This window comes from Tautonia plasticadhaerens (assembly GCF_007752535.1).
In the GTDB taxonomy this organism is placed as follows: Bacteria; Planctomycetota; Planctomycetia; order Isosphaerales; family Isosphaeraceae; genus Tautonia; species Tautonia plasticadhaerens.
This window is the reverse complement of record NZ_CP036427.1, coordinates 260,503-278,177: the sequence shown is the minus strand read 5'-3', so window position 1 is coordinate 278,177 and position 17,675 is coordinate 260,503. Positions and strand designations below refer to the sequence as shown.

General features: G+C 71.5%; 11 protein-coding genes and 2 pseudogenes. 7 read left to right on the top strand and 6 right to left on the bottom strand.

Translation table 11 applies throughout. The features are described 5' to 3' along the window. Positions 1 to 664 precede the first annotated feature (664 nt). The 4 genes from ElP_RS35550 to ElP_RS35535 all read right to left on the bottom strand — a co-directional run bounded on the left by ElP_RS35550 (position 665) and on the right by ElP_RS35535 (position 5,409). Positions 665 to 1,105, bottom strand: a complete 441-nt coding sequence (locus ElP_RS35550; protein WP_145279572.1) for a RidA family protein — start codon at positions 1,103 to 1,105, stop codon at positions 665 to 667. A 55-nt stretch (positions 1,106 to 1,160) separates the two neighbouring features. After that, positions 1,161 to 2,075, bottom strand: a complete 915-nt coding sequence (locus tag ElP_RS35545; protein ID WP_231749906.1) for an SMP-30/gluconolactonase/LRE family protein — start codon at positions 2,073 to 2,075, stop codon at positions 1,161 to 1,163. A gap of 273 nt (positions 2,076 to 2,348) precedes the next feature. Further along, a complete protein-coding gene (locus ElP_RS35540; protein WP_145279571.1) occupies positions 2,349 to 3,833 on the bottom strand; it encodes an arylsulfatase in 1,485 nt (494 codons plus the stop codon). Positions 3,834 to 3,936: 103 nt separating this feature from the next. Continuing rightward, positions 3,937 to 5,409, bottom strand: coding sequence for a metallophosphoesterase (locus ElP_RS35535; protein WP_145279570.1), 1,473 nt, complete (start codon positions 5,407 to 5,409; stop codon positions 3,937 to 3,939). 447 nt (positions 5,410 to 5,856) lie between these two features. Between ElP_RS35535 and ElP_RS39115 the strand changes: the two genes are divergently transcribed. From ElP_RS39115 to ElP_RS35525, 4 genes and pseudogenes are all read left to right on the top strand, one after another. Beyond that, on the top strand, positions 5,857 to 6,027 hold the full coding sequence (locus ElP_RS39115) for a hypothetical protein (protein WP_197447165.1): 171 nt from the start codon (positions 5,857 to 5,859) through the stop codon (positions 6,025 to 6,027). A gap of 815 nt (positions 6,028 to 6,842) precedes the next feature. Next, on the top strand, positions 6,843 to 7,238 hold the full coding sequence (locus ElP_RS35530) for a sensor histidine kinase (RefSeq protein ID WP_197447164.1): 396 nt from the start codon (positions 6,843 to 6,845) through the stop codon (positions 7,236 to 7,238). Positions 7,239 to 7,272: 34 nt separating this feature from the next. Then, positions 7,273 to 7,500: pseudogene (locus ElP_RS40325) on the top strand (response regulator); the annotation flags it as partial. 6 nt (positions 7,501 to 7,506) lie between these two features. Then, the gene (locus ElP_RS35525) at positions 7,507 to 8,631 is read left to right on the top strand and encodes a sigma-54-dependent transcriptional regulator (protein WP_315852685.1); all 1,125 of its coding nucleotides are present in this window, start codon (positions 7,507 to 7,509) and stop codon (positions 8,629 to 8,631) included. 197 nt (positions 8,632 to 8,828) lie between these two features. Here the strand turns inward: ElP_RS35525 and ElP_RS35520 are convergent. Both ElP_RS35520 and ElP_RS35515 read right to left on the bottom strand, forming a co-directional pair. After that, positions 8,829 to 12,037 (bottom strand): annotated as a pseudogene (locus tag ElP_RS35520) (efflux RND transporter permease subunit). A 25-nt stretch (positions 12,038 to 12,062) separates the two neighbouring features. Next, positions 12,063 to 13,673, bottom strand: a complete 1,611-nt coding sequence (locus ElP_RS35515) for an efflux RND transporter periplasmic adaptor subunit (protein ID WP_145279568.1) — start codon at positions 13,671 to 13,673, stop codon at positions 12,063 to 12,065. A 1,145-nt stretch (positions 13,674 to 14,818) separates the two neighbouring features. Here ElP_RS35515 and ElP_RS35510 point away from each other — a divergent pair. From ElP_RS35510 to ElP_RS35505, 3 genes are all read left to right on the top strand, one after another. After that, complete coding sequence (locus tag ElP_RS35510; protein ID WP_145279567.1) at positions 14,819 to 15,142, top strand: hypothetical protein; 324 nt, start codon at positions 14,819 to 14,821, stop codon at positions 15,140 to 15,142. A 241-nt stretch (positions 15,143 to 15,383) separates the two neighbouring features. Then, on the top strand, positions 15,384 to 15,527 hold the full coding sequence (locus tag ElP_RS39110) for a hypothetical protein (RefSeq protein WP_197447163.1): 144 nt from the start codon (positions 15,384 to 15,386) through the stop codon (positions 15,525 to 15,527). A gap of 58 nt (positions 15,528 to 15,585) precedes the next feature. After that, positions 15,586 to 17,331: a potassium/proton antiporter gene (locus ElP_RS35505; RefSeq protein ID WP_145279566.1), complete on the top strand. Its 1,746-nt coding sequence runs from the start codon at positions 15,586 to 15,588 to the stop codon at positions 17,329 to 17,331. Positions 17,332 to 17,675: the final 344 nt, after the last annotated feature.

Genomic DNA, 17,675 nt, shown 5'->3' with positions numbered 1-17,675 from the left:
GGTCCCCTCATCCGATCCGTCCGATGAGCAACAACGACCGACCTCCCCGACTCCCGGAGTTGTTGGTTGGATCCGAGAGGTTCTCCGGAGGTTAAGAGGTTATGCCACACGATCCCATTCGTTTCAAAGGACTTACGGAATTTTTCGTCCCCCGGGTGTCGGATGCGCGTCCCCCGGGTGTCGGATCGTCGTCCCCGGTTGGTCGGATGCGCGTCCCCCGGGTGTCGGATCGTCGTCCCCGGTTGGTCGGATGCGCGTCCCCCCAGGGTCGGATTCAATTCGTCCCCCCAGGGTCGGATATGCGTCCCCCCAGGGTCGGATCCCGGGGCGTCCGGTCCTCCCCTCCGGCCTCGTCACCTCGACACCGATTCGGCGGATCGTCCGGCGACGGCGGCCGGGGTCATCGACGGCGGCACCCGGCCTGCGGGTCGGGGCCGACGGCTCCCTCCGGCGGGGCCTCGGGATGGCGGTGCCGAGGACCGACGTCCCCTCCCGGCCGACGCCCGCCTCGGCCCGGCCGTGCTCGGCCCCTCCCCCGATCGAGGGAGTCCGGGACGGGAGGGACCGAGCGATGCCCGGCCCCTGCTCGACGCGATCGACGCCGAGCCGGGCTGGTCCGTCCCCGAGGCCCCGGCCCGGGCGTCGTCGCCCGGGCCGGGGGTCCTCACCCCTTGATCTCGAAGATCGCCTCGACCTCGACGGCCACCCCGGTCGGCAGCTGCGCGAATCCCAGGGCGCTTCGGGCGTGGTAGCCGTCGCCGTCCTTGCCGAAGATCTCGTGCAGGAGGTCGCTGCACCCGTTCACGACGAGGTGCTGTTCGGTGAAGTCCGGGGACGAACTCACGCATCCCAGGAGCTTGAGCACCCGGAGGCCGTCGAGGGTGCCCCGGAAATTCCAGACGGAGTTGAGGATCTTCTCGGCGCACTCCCGGGCGGCCGCCTTCCCCTGGTCGACCGTCAGGCCTTCGCCGAGTTTCCCCTTCAGGTCGCTGACGTGCCCGGAGGTAATCAGCAGGTTCCCGGTCCGGACGACCATCGCCAGGTAGCCCTGGTCCTGCTTGGTGAACGTGATCCCGAGTGCCTCGGCCTTCTGCTGCGGACTCATGCGTTGATCCTCCTCGTTCGGGATGGGAGTGCACGCGCCGATCGGTATGGTCGGCTCAATCCCCCTGGAGGCGGCCCCAGGAGAGCCCCGGGGTCTCGGCCCGGAAGGAGACGAGCCGGGCGTGCTCGACCTCGGTGACGTAGACGGTCTTCCCGTCGGGGCCGCCGAAGCAGAGGTTCGTCGGGAATTTCCCCAGGACGTCGACCTCACGGAGGACCTCGCCCTCGGGGGAGAGGACGACGACGGTCCCCTTTCCGTGCCGGGTGACGTAGAGGTTGCCGTCGACGTCGCAACGCATCCCGTCGAAGCCGAAGTCGGGGAAGGTCGCGAGCCTTCGCTTCTCGCCGAGGGAGCCATCGGGGTTGATCGGGAACTTCCAGATGTTTCGCTGGACCGATTCGTTGACGTAGAGCCAGTCCCCCCCGGGGCTGACCTCGATGCCGTTGGTCGTGCCCATGGCGGGGGCGACCAGCTCGACGACGCCCGAGGGGGAGACCTTCCAGACCTGGCCGGTCCCGTCGGCCCACTTCGGGTCGCTGGCGTAGAGGGTGTCGTCGGGGGCGATGGCCAGGTCGTTCGGCTGGTTCATCCGGGGCTCGTGGGCGAGGATCTCGACGGCCCTCGTGTCGGGGTCGACCCGGAGGACCTTGTGCGAGACGTAATCGGCCACGAGCAGCCGCCCGAGCGAGTCGAGGACGATGCCATTGCCGACGCCTTCGCCGGGCAGCCGGACGAAGACTTCCCCCGTGCCGTCGGGCGAGACCCGGCCGATCGTCCCCTGCTCGGCATAGTTGACGGCGAAGATGGAGCCGTCCGGGCCGCAGCAGGGGCCCTCGATGCCCGGGGTGAACGCGCCGGGGAGGGTCAGGGGGGACGCGACGTCGGGCTCGTCGCCGACCGGAGCCGGCGTCGACGCCATCGCCATCGCCATCGCCATCGAGACGAGCAGGGTGATCGGTCCGGCGTACATCGGGTCGTCCTTCGTCGTTGGAGGCAGGGGACCGGCCGGGTCGGGTTCGGCCGTCCTCCTTCGGGCCGGTCGCGGTCGGAGGATGGGATCCGGGGCCCGGACCCGCACCATCCTACGGAGAGTCGGCCCCCGGGCAAAGCGGAGAGGGCGGGTCTCGCACCCCGCCCCTTCGGGCCGCCTCGGCGTCGTGGGGGGCGGCTCGCTCGGGGAGGGCCGGGTGTCGTGCTCGAGTTCACCGGGGAGGTCGATGCCGATCGGCGAGCACTGCCCCTGTCACTGGCGATCGTCCGGGGCGTCGAGGACCGGGATCGGGAAGAGGGGAGACGGCTCCCGGGCCTCGGCCATGATCCGCTCGATCCGGCCGAGGATCTCGGGGTGCTCCCCGGAGACGTCGTGCAACTCGGTGGGGTCGGAGGCGAGGTTGTACAGCTCGGTGCCCGCGTCCCCCCGGCGGATCAGGTCGGTCCGGACTCCCTTCCAGTCGCCGAGGCGGACGGCCTGCTGGCCGCCATAGCCGGGGAATTCCCAGTAGAGGTACTCGTGCCGCTCCTGCTCCTCGGGACGGCCGAGCAACGTGGGGGCGAGGCTCAGGCCGTCGATGTCCTCGGGGACGAGGTCCGGAGCACCGGCCAGGTCCAGCAGCGTCGGCATCACGTCGGGGAAGTAGCCGACCGCGTCGCTGGCGGTGCCTCCCGGGATGCGGCCCGGCCACCGGGCGATGGTCGGGACGCGGAGGCCCCCCTCGTACACGTCCCCCTTGAGCCCCCGGAATGGCCCGGCGGAGTCGAAGTATCGGCTGTCGGCGCCGCCGACCCGGCCGTGCGTCGGGCCGTTGTCCGAGGAGAAGAAGACGATCGTGTCGCCCCCCAGGCCGAGCGCGTCGATCTCGCCGAGGAGCCGGCCGATCTCGTGGTCGAGGTAGCTGACCATCGCCGCGTACCCGGCGTGCGGCGTCGGGTGCGACGTGTAACCGAGTGGGTTCTCATTGATCCATCCCGGGTCATCGCCGAGGGTCCCGCGATACCGGGCGATCCACTGCTCCGGCGCCTGGATCGAGACGTGAGGGATCGTGAACGGCAGGTACAGGAAGAAGGGGCCGTCCCGGTGCTCCCTGACGAACCGGAGTGCCTCCTCGGAGAACTCCTCCTGGGCGTGGATGGCCCCGGTCTGCCCCCGGTCGTTGCCGGGCAGGGGCACTTGCCGGCCGTCCCTCCAGAGGTATCGGGGGTAGTGGTTGTGGGCGTGGGCCTGGCAGAGGTAGCCGAAGAAGCGGTCGAACCCCTGGCGGTTCGGGTCGCCGGTCGACCCCTCGAACCCGAGCCCCCACTTGCCGATCGCCCCGGTGGCGTACCCGAGTCGCTTGAACAGTTCGGCGAGCGTCACTTCATCATCCGGGATCGGGTTCTGCCCGGGGAAGAGGCCGCGTTCGTCGTCGCGTACCCGGCCTGGTGGGTTGCCGTTGTTGCGGATGTACGAATGGCCGGTATGCTTGCCGGTCATCAGGGTGCATCGTGACGGCGCGCAGACGGGGCTGCCGCTGTAGAAGGAGGTTAGCCGCATCCCCTCCGAGGCGAGCCGGTTTAGGACCGGCGTCCGGATGAGCTTCTGCCCGAAGCACCCGAGTTCGGCGTAGCCGAGGTCGTCGGCCACGATCAGCACCACGTTCGGCGGGCGGCCCTGGGAGGCGGGGGCGGCCGAGCCCCAGGCGATCGCCAGCGACAGGGCGAGCGATCCGGCCGCCGATGGTCGTCGTCTCATGGCGTCTCCTCGACTCGATCGGATGGGAGGGGGCCCGATCCCGGCCCCCCGGGGCGACCATCCTCCCGGACGGCCTCCCGGGGATCAAGCCGCCGGCGTCCCCTCAGGGCGCGGGCGATCCGGCCGGTCGGGGCGACCGAGACCGGTCGGGCAGGGCGGGGGGGCGTCCCGGCGTCTCGGAGCCGGTGAGGCAGCGGAGGAAGTCGCCCGGCGTGATGTTCGAGATCGCACATCGGTAGATGTCGAACTGGTCTCCGGTGAACTCCGGGGGCGACGAGACGCCGTAATAGGTCGAGTACGCCTCCCGGACCGACGCGTCCGAGCCCATCCGGGTCGCCAGCTCGGCGACCGAGGCCGCATCCGGCCCGGGGAGCCCGTAGGCGTCCCCGAACCGGTATTCCGGGGCCCAGCGGCCGGGGCCGGGACCGCCCTCGTCCAGGTCGGTGAGGTATGCGGTGCGGTAGTCCCGCAGCGTGCCGGAGACTCGATCGTATGAATAAACCTGATACCCCGGGTTGTTGCGGAAGATCGGGCTGATCGCGGGGGCGATCTTGCAGAGCAGGGCGGGCTCGTCGCCCGCGGGGAGGACCCTGAAGTCGTCCATGTGCGTGTGCCCGGCGAAGGCGACGCGGAGCGTCCCCCGGTGCTTCCGGACGAGCCCCAGGAACCGGCCCGTCAGCTCCGACTGCCAGAACGACACCGGCGGGCCTCCCCGGCGGACGGGATCGACCGAGTTGAAGGCGTTGATCCCCGGCGGGACGTGCATCAGCAGCCAGACGTCCTCCCCGGCCTCCTCGGCGCGGCCGAGTGCCCCGGCAAGCCAGTCGAGCTGATCCAGGGCGGGGGTCTGCGTCCGATCCCCGCACGCGTTGTCGTAATTCACCGAGAAGGGGACGCTGTTGAGCACCACCAGGCGATGCCCGGCCGCCTCGGGCAGCGGCATCTCGTAGTACCCGCCGGTCGGGAACGTCTCGGGGAAGCTCCCCCGCCCCCCCTCCGGCCCGAGGAGCGGCCCCCAGGCGTCGGCGAACATCGACAGGAAGGGGCCCTCGGGCTCGATCCGGTAGTCGCCGCAATACGAGTCGTCGTTGCCCAGGGTGGGCAGGACCGGCGTGGCCGGGTATCGGGAGCGGAACTCGGCGGCGAGGAAGCGGACCACCTTCCCGGTGAAGATACGATAGGAGGCCGGGTCGTCGAGGTGCGACCGGGGGGCGAGGGCGTCGTACCGGTGCTGCCAGCGGTGGGCGAGGAAGTCGCCGGGATAGAGGACGAAGTCGGGGTCGGGGCACCGACGTCGGGCGTCGTCGAGGGCGGCGGAGAGCAGGGCGAAGTTGCTGTCGGTGCCCCTCGGGTTGAACCCGGCGGGCCGGGATCCGGCCAGAATTTGCGCCCATCGCTCGATCGGCTCGGCCGCCAGGCGATGGAACAGGGTCCCGTCGAAGAACGGGTCGAAGTGGATGTCGGAGAGGAGCAGGAACCGTCCCGGGTCGTCCCGGGCGGGGCGGGTCATCGGGGAGGGGCCCGGCAGGGCGATCAGCAGCACCGCGAGGGACGCGAACGGGCGTCGGGCGATCATGGAGGGGCTCCGTCGAGGCTCGGGAGGCGTGGCGTCCCGGGCAGGATATCCCCAGGGCGTTGGAGGTCCCAGGGGGCACCATCGCCGACCCCCCCCGCCCCCGGCCGGGACGACCCGGCCGGGAGGCGGGGCCGGTCTCCTGGGCGACGGGCGGCGGAAGGGCGATCGAAATGCCGATGGTGGCGATGACCACCAGCAGCTCGATCAGAATGAATCCGGGGCGGCGGGTCGTCGAGCCGGGACTCCACGAAGGGGAGCGAGGCGGGGTAGGGGCGCCAGGACCATGGCAACGGCCGTGCCCGTGATCGGCGTCGGGCGTAGAATGGGGCTCGGGGACGCCTTGAGTCCCTCCCCTCCCGGCCCGTCACGATCCGGAGGGCGAGATCCTCTCGGCCTCGGGCGGATCATCCACCGGCCTACCCCGCCAGGTTCGAGGACGATTGCGTGTTGCGGTCGATCCGAAATCAGATCCTGATCCCCCTGATCCTGATCCAGGTTGCGGCCGTCGGCGCCATCGCGCTGACCACCGCCAGCCTCGCCGCCAGGAGGACCGGGCGCCAGATCATCGACCGGCTCGACGGCGTGGTCGGGTCCTCGGCCGGTCGAACTTCCCGATGACGGCGGGGGTCCTCTCGCGGATGCGGGGCCTCTCTGGAGCCGAGTTCGTCGCCTTCTCGCCCGACGGATCCCCTCGGCCACGAGCCTGCCTGGGGGCGTCGACGGCGTAAGTCCGGCGCTCCGGGCCGTCCCGGGGGCGGCGGCCCGACTCGATCGCCTCCTCGCCGACGGTGCTCCTCGGCGGGGTCCGCTACGTCGCGATGCCGCTGCCCCGGCCTTCCCGGCCGGGTTCGGAGGCGATCCTGGTGCTCTATCCCGAGACGAACTGGAGGCAGGCGAGGCGGGAGGCCGCGATGCCTCCCTGGTCCTCGGCGCGGCGGCCCTGGCGATGATGGTGGCGGTCTCGGGCTGGGTGGCCGGTCGGATCAGCCGGCGGATCCGGGGGATCGAGCGTCAGGTTGCCCCATCGCCTCGGGCGAGTTCGAGGCCCTCGACGCGGGCCCCGACCGCGACGAGGTCGCCGACCTCGTCCGGTCGGTCAACGCGATGTGCGCGCAGCTCGCCGACATGAGCCGGACGATCCGGCAGTCGGAGCGACCCGGCTCCTGTCCCAGCTCGCCGCGGGGCTGGCACACCAGCTGAGGAACTCGATCACCGGGGCGAGAATGAGCATTCAATTGCACGTCAGGAGGGCCCCTCCCCCCCGGGGACCGGACCCTGGAGATCGCGCTCCGGCAGCTCGCCATGACCGAGGAGCAGGTCAAGGGCTCCTCTCGCTCGGCCGGGCTGAGGGGCGGCCCGCCTCGTCGTGCGACCTCTCCCGGATCCTCCGGGAGGTCGCCCTGCTCGTCGGGCCGGCGGGCGAGCACGCGAGGGTGGCGATCGACGTCCGTGGCGGCCCCGGGCCGGTCGGGGTGACGGCCGAGGAGTCCGGGCTCCGCGCCGCCTCGTTGAACCTGGCGTTGAACGCGATCGAGGCCGCGGGGGCGGGCGGTTCCGTGAGGATGGAGCTGGTCGACGGCCCGGAGACGGCCGCGATCGAGGTGGCCGACACCGGCCGGGCCCCCCCCCGAGCTGGCCGACTCCCTGTTCGAGCCCTTCTCCACCGGCAAGCCCGAGGGGTGGGGCTCGGCCTCGCCCTTGCCCGGCACGTGGCCGAACGCAACGGCGGCTCGCTCCGCTGGGATCGCCTCGGGGGCGAGACCCGGTTCCGCCTGACGCTCCCCCGCTCCCCCGCTCCCGCTCCCGAGCCCCCCCCGGAGGCCGCATGAGCCGGATCCTGGTCGTCGACGACGAGGCGAGCATCTGCTTCGCCTTCCGCGAGTTCCTCGGCGACGACGGCACGAGGTCGCCGTCGCCTCCTCGGCCGAGGAGGGCCTCCGGCTGGCCGAGGCCGGTCCGGTCGACGCCGTCGTGCTCGACGTCCGCCTGCCGGGGACGGACGGGCTCTCCGCCCTGGGCGCGTTCCGGGCCCGGGTCGGCCCGGCGCCGATCGTGGTCATCACCGCCTTCGGCAGCCTCGACACCGCCGTCCGGGCGATGGAGGGGGGGGCCTTCGACTACCTGGTCAAGCCATTCGACCTCGACCAGGCCGCCGCCGTCCTCTCCCGGGCCCTGGAGGTCCGGCCTCCCGGGTCCCGGGGCCCGGCCCCGCCGCTCGACGCCGGCGACGACGCCCTCATCGGCAACTCGCCGGCGATGCAGGACCTCTTCAAGCAGATTGCCCTCGTCGCGCCGACCGACGTGCCGGTGCTGATCACCGGGGAGAGCGGCACCGGCAAGGAACTGGTCGCCCGGGCCATCCACCGGCACAGCCCCCGGCGTCCCGGGCCGTTCCTCCCCATCTGCCTCGCGGCGTTGAGCCCGAGCCTGGTCGAGCGGGAGCTGTTCGGCCACCTCAAGGGGTCGTTCACCGGCGCCGACCACGACCGAAAGGGCCTGCTCGAACTCGCCTCCGCGGCACGGTCCTGCTCGACGAGATCGGCGACGTCCCCCGGCGCTCCAGGTGAAGTTGCTGCGCACCCTGGAGCACCACGAGGTCACCCCCGTCGGCGATGCCCGCCCCCGGCCGACCTCCGGATCGTCGCGGCGACGAACCGGCCGCTCGGGGATCTGATGTCCTCCGGCCAGTTCCGGCACGACCTGTTCTTCCGACTGAGCGTCTTCCCGATCCACCTGCCACCGCTCCGAGACCGGGCCGAGGACGTCCCCGCCCTGGCCGAGCACTTCCTCCGGCGCTCCCGGGTCCCCGATGCCGCCGGGCTTCGCCTCGATCCTGATGCGCTGAGGCCCTCCGAGCCCGCCCCTGGCCCGGCAACGTCCGGGAGCTTCGCAACGCGGTCGAGCGCGCCGCCATCGTCGCCCGGGGTCAGGCGATCCGCTCCGACCACCTGCCCCGCCCCCGTCCGGCCCGGCCCCGTCGTCGACCGTCTCCCCGGACGACTTCGGCCCGCCGCTCGCCGCCTGGGCGAGCCGGGAGGCGGCCCGACTCCGGGACGGACCCAGCGACCCCGACCTCTACGATCGGTTCCTCGACCGGGCCGAGCCGCCCCTCCTCCTCGCCGCCCTGCGGCCTGCAACGGCAATCGCGCCCGGGCCGCCCGATTGCTCGGGATCCATCGGTCGACGCTCCGCCAGAAACTCTCCCGCCATGAGATTTCTTGAACATCCGATTGGGAGGCGGGACAGGCCCCGGAGGGTGCCAACTCCCATGCTCGTGCACCGGGATCACCGACCGGCGACGCCGGGCCGGGGGAGGACCGCCGGGGGCAAGTGTTCAGGGGCGATCCCCTCGCATGATGGGACCCCTTCGGATTGACGACGCCCCCCCATCGCGGCCAGGCCCGATGAGTGGGGCGGCGTCAGCGAGGCGGAATCATCGGTGGATCGGCCAACGGTCCCGGCTCGAGGGTCGCCCGGATGCGACGCTCGGGGCCGCCCTCGGGTTCGGGTTCGGGCTGCGGCTGCTCTCCCCTGGGGTCGTCGTCGCTCCCCTGGCCCGAGCCGTCGGGCACGGGGCCCTTGCCGAAGAGCAGGTACAACACCGGCAGGGCCAGCATCGTCAGCAGCGTGTCGCTGATGATGCCGAAGACGACCACCGTCGCCAGCGGCCGCTGGACCTCGGCCCCGATCCCGGTCGAGAGCATCATCGGCACGAACCCAATCGCCGCCACCGTGCTGGTCATCAGGACCGGCCGGAGCCGCGCCTCTCGGGCCTGCTCGATCGCCTGGCGCTTTGGCACGCCTTGGGCCATGCGGTCGCGGATGTAGCTGACCAGGACCAGTCCGTCGAGCATGGAGACGCCGGCCAGGGCGACGAATCCGATCCCCGCCGAGATGGTGAACGGCAAGTCCATGATCCAGAGCCCCAGCACGCCACCGGCCCTCGCGAACAGCACGCCGGTGAAGATCATCAGGGCGTCGCGCACCGAGCCGAACGACAGGTACAGCAGGCTGAGGATCAGCCCCAGCGCGAGCGGCACCACCAGGTACAGCCGCCGCTCGGCCCGGATCAAATTCTCGTACTGGCCACCGAACTCGACCGAGTAGCCGGGCGGCAGCTCGACCTCGCGGGCGATCCGCCCCCGGGCCTCATCGACGAAGGAACCGAGGTCGCGGCCGCGGATGTTCGCCTGGACGATGATCCGCCGCAGGCCCCACTCGCGGTTGATCGTCGAGGGGCCCTCGACCTCCTCCAGCCGGCGAGCTGGGTCAGCGGCAGCCGCTGGCCGGAGGCCGTGGGGATCAGGATGCGGTCCAGGGCCGCCGGGTCGTCTCGGTACTTCTCGGGGAGTCGGATCGCCAGCGGGAAGCGGCGGTCGGGCTCCAGCACCTCGCCGACCTGCAGGCCGCCGGTCGCCCGGACCCGCGTCGAGCACCTGCTCGGCCGACACGCCGTGGCGGGCCAGCGCCGCCCGGTCGACCTCCACCCGGAGCACCGGAAGCCCGGTGACCTGCTCGGTCGTCACGTCGGCGGCCCCGGGGACCTGCTCGATGACCCGCTGGATCTCCGCGGCCTTCGCCTTGAGCACGTCGAGGTCGGGGCCGAAGAGCTTGCCCAGGTCGGCGCGGATGCCGGCGATCATCTCGTTGATCCGCATTTCGATCGGCTGCGTGTAGATCGCCCGCATCCCGGCAGGACTTCGGTCTCCCGGGCCATCAGGTCGACTAGCTCCTCCTGAGTCTCGGCACGCGTCCATTGCTCGCGCGGCGTGAGGGTGATGAAGACGTCGGTCAGCTCCAGGCCCATCGGGTCGGTGGCGACCTCGGCGGTGCCGGTGCGGCTCCAGATGTCCTCGATCTCGTCGGGGAACTCTCCTGGAGGATGCGCTCGATGTGCGTGCCGTAGCGGAGCGACTCGTCCAGGTCGACGCCCGCCAGGCGGACCGTGTTGATGACGACCGAGCCCTCGTAGAGCCGGGGGACGAACTCCGAGCCGAGGGTCAGGCCGAGGATCGTCGTCGCCACGGTCACCGAGCCGACGAAGGCCAGCGTGAGGACCGGGTGGTTCAGTGCCCGACGCAGCACCGGCTGGAAGATCCAGTGCGCCAGCCGATCGACCCGGGTCTGCTTCTCGCGCGTCCGCCGGGAGAGGCCGAGCGAGGCGAGCACGGGCATCAGCGTCAGCGACAGCACCAGCGAGCCGAGCAGGGCGAAAATGACGGTCAGGGCCATCGGCCGGAACAGCTTCCCCTCGGTTCCCTGGAGGGTCAGGATCGGCAGGTACACGATCATGATGATCAGCTCGCCGAACATCGTCGGCCGCCGGACCTCGACGGCGGCATCGCGGACGACCTCCAGCTTGCTCCGGCTGGAGCGGTCGTGGCCGAGGCGGCGGACGCAGTTCTCGACCATGACCACCGAGCTGTCCACCACCAGGCCGAAGTCGATGGCGCCGAGCGACAGCAGGCTGCCGGCGATGCCGATCTCCTGCATCATCGTCACGGCGAAGAGCATCGACAGCGGGATGGCGCTGGCGACGATCAGGCCGGCGCGGACGTTGCCCAGGAAGGCGAAGAGCACGGCGATGACCAGGACCGCCCCGTGCGTGAGGTTGTCGCGGACGGTATGCAGGACCTGGTCGACCAGCTCGGTCCGCCCGGTAGAGCACCTCGACCTCGACCCCCGGCGGCAGGGCCTGCTCGATCTCGGCCATCGCCGCGTCGAGGGCGTGGGTCACCTCGCGCGAGTTCTCTCCCATGCGCATGAAGGCCAGGCCGAGCACCGCCTCGCCCTCGCCCCCGGCGGTGACGCCGCCCCGGCGGATGACGTGGCCGATGGCGATCTCCCCGAGGTCTCTCGCCCGGACCGGCACGCCGTCCTCGGCGGCGACGACGACGTCGGCGATCTCCTCGACCGTCGTCGTCCGGCCCACCCCCTGCACGAGGCTCGCCTGGCCGGAGCGGACGACGTAGCCGCCGCCGGCGTTCTGGTTGTTGGAGCGCAGGGCCGCGATGACGTCGTCGAGCGTCAGCCCGTACTTGGCCAGCAGATCCGGGTCGGCCCGGACCTCGAACTGCTTGACGAAGCCGCCCCAGGCGTTGACCTCGGCCACGCCCGGCACCCGTCGCAGGCGGGGGCGGATGACCCAGTCCTGCAGCGTCCGCAACTCGGTCAAACCGATCCGCGGGTCCTCGCTTCGCAGCAGGTAGTGGTAGATCTCGCCCAACCCCGTGGCGACCGGGCCCATCGCCGGCCGGGCGATCCCCTCGGGCAGCTCGACCTCGCCGAGCCGCTCGTTGACCTGCTGGCGGGCGAAGTAGATGTCGGTCTCGTCGGAGAAGATCGCCACGACCTGCGAGAAGCCGAACTTGGAGACCGAGCGGACCTCCTTCAGGCCCTCCAGCCCGCCGATGGCGTACTCGACCGGGAAGGTGATCAGCCGCTCCACCTCCTCCGGGGCCAGCTCCGGGGAGGTCGTGTTGATCTGCACCTGGACCGGCGTGGTGTCGGGGAAGGCGTCCAGCGGCAGCTCGAGGGACGAGCGGACGCCGACGACGACGAGCATTCCCGCCATCAGCAGGATGACGAACCGGTTCTTCAGGCTGGACTCGATGAGCGCACCGAGCATGGGGGCTCCTCCATCGCCGGGGCGATCACTCGCAGCAGCCGGCGCCGATGGCGCCCTTCATGATCTCGGTCTTGAGCAGGAAGGCGGCGTCGGTGACCACCTCCTGGCCCGGCTCCAGGCCCCAGGCGACCTCGACGAGTCCGGGGGCGTCGGTGGGCCGGGTCACGACCCGCTGCGGGCGGAAGCGCCCGGCCCCGAGCGGGAGGAAGACCAGGTCGGCCCGCTCGTGCCGTTGCAGGGCGTCCTTGGGGATGACCAGGGCGTCGTGCTCCGGCTCGACCCGGATCCGGGCCCGGCCGAAGACGTTCGCGCGGAGCCGACCGCCGGGATCCTCCAGCTCGGCACGGACCCGGGTGGTGCGGGTCGTCTCGTCGACCTCCGAGCCCACCCAGGTGACGGTCCCCGAATGGGAGGGGGCATCGGCCCTCAGGCGTGCCCCCGATGCCGAGAAGGTCACCCTCTGGCCGACCACCACCCGGTCGATGTCATGCTCATAGACGTCGATCCAGAGCCACATCGCCCGCTTGTCGGCCACGCCGAAGAGCTTGGTCGTCGGCTGGACGGCCTCGCCCAGCACGGCGTGGCGGAAGATGACCGAGCCGCCGATCGGCGAGACGACCTCCAGCGTGCTGGAGGTGTCCTTCTCCGCCTCGATCCGCCCCAGATCCTCGTCGCTGAAGCCGAGGTTGCGGAGCGTCTGCGCGGCGTCCAGGGCGGCGGCCTCGGCCTGGTTCTGGGCGGTCATCGCCTCCAGGACCTGCTTCGAGGCGACGGCGTTACGCTCGGCCAGGGTCCGGGTCCGCTCGTATTCCACCCGGGCCAGGTCGAGGGCCGCCCGGGCCGAGATGAGGCGAGACTTGGCGCCGCTGACCTCGGCCGAGTCGACCACGGCCAGGACGTCGCCGGGGCGGACCTCGTCGCCGAGGTCGACGCGGATCTCGTGGAGGAAGCCGGCGACGCGGGGATAGATCTCGGCGTGGCGGTTGCCGTCGTAGGCGGTCTCGGCGTTGGCCTCGGCGTGGTGGGCGTGGCGTTCCTCGCCCACCGGCACGGCCCTCAGGCCGATCCGCTCCGCCAGATCCTCGGAGTCGAGCCGTACGTCCGGCAGCGGCTGGCGGCAGACCCGTGGGCCGGCCCCGGTGGCGAGCGCCTCGGGGGCGAGCAGGCAGTCGGCGCAGAGGGCCTCGGGCGTGTTGTGGGTGACGCACCAGCCGTCATCGGGCAGGGCGGCCGAGGCGTCGGGGACGTCGCCGCACCGGACGCAGAAGTGCTCCGGCAGCCCGTGCTCGGGGCAGATGACGATGTCGTACTTCTCCTCCACCTCGGGATGGCAGAGGGTGCAGATGTCCTCGGGGATGCCGCCGTGCTCGGGGCAGAGCAGCAAGGTCTCCTCCAGCTCGGGATGGCAGAGGGTGCAGAACTTCTCCGGCACGCCGTGTTCCTTGCAATACAGCCCGTAGTCGAAGGCTTCGGCCGTCGCCGGGACCTCGGCCCCGATCCGCGCCCAGGCGGGGAGCCGCCCCGGGTCGATGCGGGCCCAGGGGGGAAGCCAGGAGGGCCGGGCGACGGCCACGCCGAGGCCGAGGGCGATCATCGCCGCCAGGACGGGTGCTGTAATGAACACAATCCGCTTCATGATTCGATCCCCGATTGAGGAATGTGTGCGCGGCCGGGCTTCCGCCCGAGACGCCGGGGGCCGGCGGCGGGCGGATCGACGTGGTGGATGCCTGGTGAGCAGGGTAGGGGAGGCCTCGGCCAAGACCGAGCCCCCGGACACGCCGACAGCCCTTCTCGACCCGACCGGCGCGAGGGACGAGGCGCTCAGCAGCGGAAGTTCTGAAGCACGGCGCGCATGCGGGATGCGCCGACATGGGGGGCCCGGCCGCTCAGGAAACCGAAATGGGAGAGTTGGGCCAAGAGGCGGGAGGGGGCGGGATGATCGGCGGGCAGCAGGCGATCGAGGGAGGGCGGCAAGCGGGGGTGATCGCCGTCGCCCTCGCCGGCCCGAGGCCCATTGGCCTGGACGACTCCCTCGCAAAGGCAATCTTCGGTGTCCTGGGTGCGACCCTCGCCGCCCCCAGGACAGCAATCCCGGTCGGGGCCTTTCGAGTCGGAGATCGGATTGGACCGGGTCGCGGGGAAGACCGAGTCCGCCGCCCCGCAGAGGAAGGGGCAAAGGACGAGGATCGGGATCAGGGTCAGGATCGTGATCGGCCGCACCGAATCGCCAGCTCCCGAAGAGGACGGGGATTCACCACCTACGAGCATACCCGATGCGACGCCCGCCGGCCATGGCGATCCCGTCCCAGCCGGGGTCGGCGGCGGCCTCGCTCCCCCCGACGAGGAGGTCGTCGATGCGGGTCGATTGCCCGAATCCGGACTCCGTTCTCCCGACTCAATCCGGGGCGGAGGAGACGCATCGCCAGGGCGACAGCATTCCTGAGTCCGGACTCCGCTCCCTCGTCCACGGCCGCCGGATGATCGGTCATCGATCCGCCGAGACCGGCGATCGGGCCCGGCAGAGGGATGACCCGGATCCGTCTCCTTCGGCGCAATAGGCGACCCCCGGATAACCGGGGTTCGTCCTGGGGCCGGGGGGCTCCTGCTCGCGAGGGGTCGGATCACTCAACCGGGGAACTCATCCTGGTCCCGTCACGACGCATCCCTCCCTGGTCTCGAGTCGCGGTCGGCCCCGAGGGCGGAACGATGGTCGGCCACCGACCCTCTCCATTGACCTCGACCCGGTGGCCTCCGATGATAGCTGCCGGAGGCGGCTTGAGCATGCGGCGATTCGCGATCACGATCCTCACGATCACGCTGGCCATACCCGGATTCGCTCCCCGGCTCACGGGGACGTCCTGGGATCAGAGCCATTCGCCCTGTTCCTCGGGCGACCACGACCCATGCCTCGTCTCCTCCGGGCCCGGACTCGCCGCGACGCCCGGCCCGAAGACTTGCCCTTCGCATCTGCTGCACGGGCCGGGCTCATTTCGCCTGCCCTTGCTGTCGCCGCCGACCTCGGACGGCCCGGCCTGGCTCGGGACGGAATGGCTCCCGGCCGCCTCCGTGCGCCGCCATCCCTGGCTGCAATGCTTCCTCTGCTGAACCGTCCCCGGCCGGGATGGCGCCCCGGGTCCCCTTGCACGATTGCGACTCGCCCCCGGGGTGGGGACCATCCCGACGCGATTGGGCGTCCGTGTCCATTCGGCCCGGTGACGTTCGCCGCCGCCTCGATCGCAGGCCGAGGCCCGACACGATGGGGGCGATCGGCCGGCCCGGAACCACCCGGCCCGGCCACGCCCGGGTCCGATCCCCGTCCGAAACCGCCTCTTGGATTTCACGAACGATGGCCATGACCGAACCCGGACGTACGCCCGAGAGCGATCCCACCGGCGACCGCGGGTCGAACGCCGGCCTGTACTTGGTGCTGGCGATGGTCGGCTCCGGGCTCGTCCTGATGGTGTTGAAGCTCCTGGGGTTGTGGGAATGAGTCGAGGCCGTCGACCTCCCCCTCATCCCACCCCCGCCGTATCGGAGGATCGCCGCCGTTGTTCCCCGTCGATATCCTGATCCTTGTCGCCGGCATCCTCCTCCTGCTGGGCATCGCCTCCAGCAAGCTCTCGTCCCGGGCCGGCATCCCCGTCCTGGTCCTCTTCCTGGGCTTGGGGATGCTCGCCGGCGAGGAGGGGATCGGCGGTATCGTGTTCGATAGCTATGCGCTGGCGCACGCGATCGGCACGCTGGCCCTGGCGGTGATCCTCTTCGACGGCGGCCTGAACACGCCGATGACGGCCTTCCGCATCGCCTGGAGGCCGGCGCTGGCCCTGGCCTCCGCCGGCGTGGTGATCACCGCGGCCGTCACCGGCGCCGTCGCCACCTGGCTTCTCGGCTTCAGCCCCGTCCAGGGCATGCTGCTGGGCAGCATCGTCGGCTCGACCGACGCGGCGGCCGTCTTCGCCGCGCTCCGCTCCGGAGGCATTCGCTTGCCCGACCGGCTCGGCGCCACGCTCGAGGTCGAGAGCGGCTCCAACGACCCGATGGCGATCTTCCTGACGCTCGGCCTCATCCAGGTGATCCTGGGGGAGATGGCGCTCGGCCCCGACTTGCTCGGCCTGCTCGCCCGCCAGGCTCTCTGGGGGACGATCGCCGGACTGGCGGTCGGCTTCGCCGGGGTCACGCTGATCAACCGCATGCGGCTGGAGGCCGAGGGGCTCTACCCCGTGCTGGCCAGCACGTGCGGGCTGCTGGCCTTCGGGATCGCGGCCGCCCTGGGCGGGAGCGGGTTCCTGTCGGTCTACCTGGCGGGCATCGTCATCGGCAACCGCCGGATCGTCTGCAAGCGGGGCATCTTCCTGTTCCACAACGCCGGGGCCTGGCTGGCCCAAATCGTCATGTTCGTGGTCCTCGGCCTGCTCAGCTTCCCGAGCCGACTGCTCGGGGTCGCGCCGCAGGGGATGCTGATGGCCGCGATCCTGGTCTTCGTCGCCCGCCCGCTGGCGGTCGCCCTGACCCTGTTGCCGTTCCGATTCGGGTGGCGAGAGTTGTGCTTCCTCTCCTGGGGCGGGCTGAAGGGCGCCGTGCCGATCACCCTCGCGACCTTCCCCTTCCTGTTCGGGCTGCCCGGGGCCGAGCCGATCTTCGACGTGGTCTTCTTCGTGGTGCTGGTGTCGGCCCTGGTGCAGGGCTGGACGCTGTCCCCGCTCGCTCGACGGCTGGGACTGCAGCGCCCGACCGAACCGGCGCCGCCGGTGGCCCTGGAGATCAGCTCCCTGCGGCACGTCGAGGGGGAGGTGGTCGATTACTTCGTCGAGCCCGGCTCGCGCGCCGCGGGCCGGCAGGTCCGAGAACTGGCCCTGCCCCAGGGGGCGGTGATCGCGATCATCGCCCGGGGAGAGCGGATCGTCCCCCCGCAGGGGAGCACTCGGTTGGAGGTCGGTGACCACGCGATCGTCGTGATGGCGCCCCAGGCGAGACCGCTGGTCGACCGGGTCCTCGGCAGGGAGACGGTGTCGGTCGCCCTCCCGCCCGAGGTCGAGTTCCCGCTCCGCGGGGGGGCGAGGGTGAGCGAGTTGGAGGCGTTCTATGGCGTCCAGATGGACTCGCCGCCGGAGCAAACGCTGGACGAGGCGATCCGCGATCGCCTCGGGGTCGAGCGGGCGGATCCCGGGCAACTCGTCGTCTTCGGGCCGATCGCGCTGCGGGTGCGGGAGGTGGACCGGGCCGGCCGGGTCGAGGCGGTGGGGATGATCATCCTTCCGGGGGAGGCCGACGAGGGCGTTCTGCCGGGCCGATAATCGGGCCGAACTGGCCCCGAGATCCGAGTCCCGAGGCCCGATCGGCCTACGGGCTGACCGTCCCGACCGAGGCGAGAGGGGGCGTCGGAGAGGCCCCGGGGCCCGTCGTCGGCCGGCCGGGGTTGCTCGACGGGCTCGGCGACCACCAAGCGAATGGCCTTCCCGGCCTCGCCTTCGAAGGCGGTAGGTGGCCTCCTGGACGGCCCCCCGGGACATCGCCGATCACTCGGACGCCGAGGCGAGGCCGCCGACGAGACTGGAGCGGGGCCCCGGAACGGCGCTCGCCGGTCGGTCCGCTCGTGAAGGCCGTCATCCGGGATTGTCTGGATCGACCACCCCTGGGA

Coding starts and splice junctions, on each gene's coding strand:
- ElP_RS35515 (WP_145279568.1), bottom strand. CDS start 13,673: ATGAAGCGGATTGTGTTCATTACAGCACCCGTCCTGGCGGCGATGATC.
- ElP_RS35535 (WP_145279570.1), bottom strand. CDS start 5,409: ATGATCGCCCGACGCCCGTTCGCGTCCCTCGCGGTGCTGCTGATCGCC.
- ElP_RS35550 (WP_145279572.1), bottom strand. CDS start 1,105: ATGAGTCCGCAGCAGAAGGCCGAGGCACTCGGGATCACGTTCACCAAG.
- ElP_RS35545 (WP_231749906.1), bottom strand. CDS start 2,075: ATGTACGCCGGACCGATCACCCTGCTCGTCTCGATGGCGATGGCGATG.
- ElP_RS35510 (WP_145279567.1), top strand. CDS start 14,819: ATGCGGCGATTCGCGATCACGATCCTCACGATCACGCTGGCCATACCC.
- ElP_RS35540 (WP_145279571.1), bottom strand. CDS start 3,833: ATGAGACGACGACCATCGGCGGCCGGATCGCTCGCCCTGTCGCTGGCG.
- ElP_RS39110 (WP_197447163.1), top strand. CDS start 15,384: ATGGCCATGACCGAACCCGGACGTACGCCCGAGAGCGATCCCACCGGC.
- ElP_RS35525 (WP_315852685.1), top strand. CDS start 7,507: ATGGAGGGGGGGGCCTTCGACTACCTGGTCAAGCCATTCGACCTCGAC.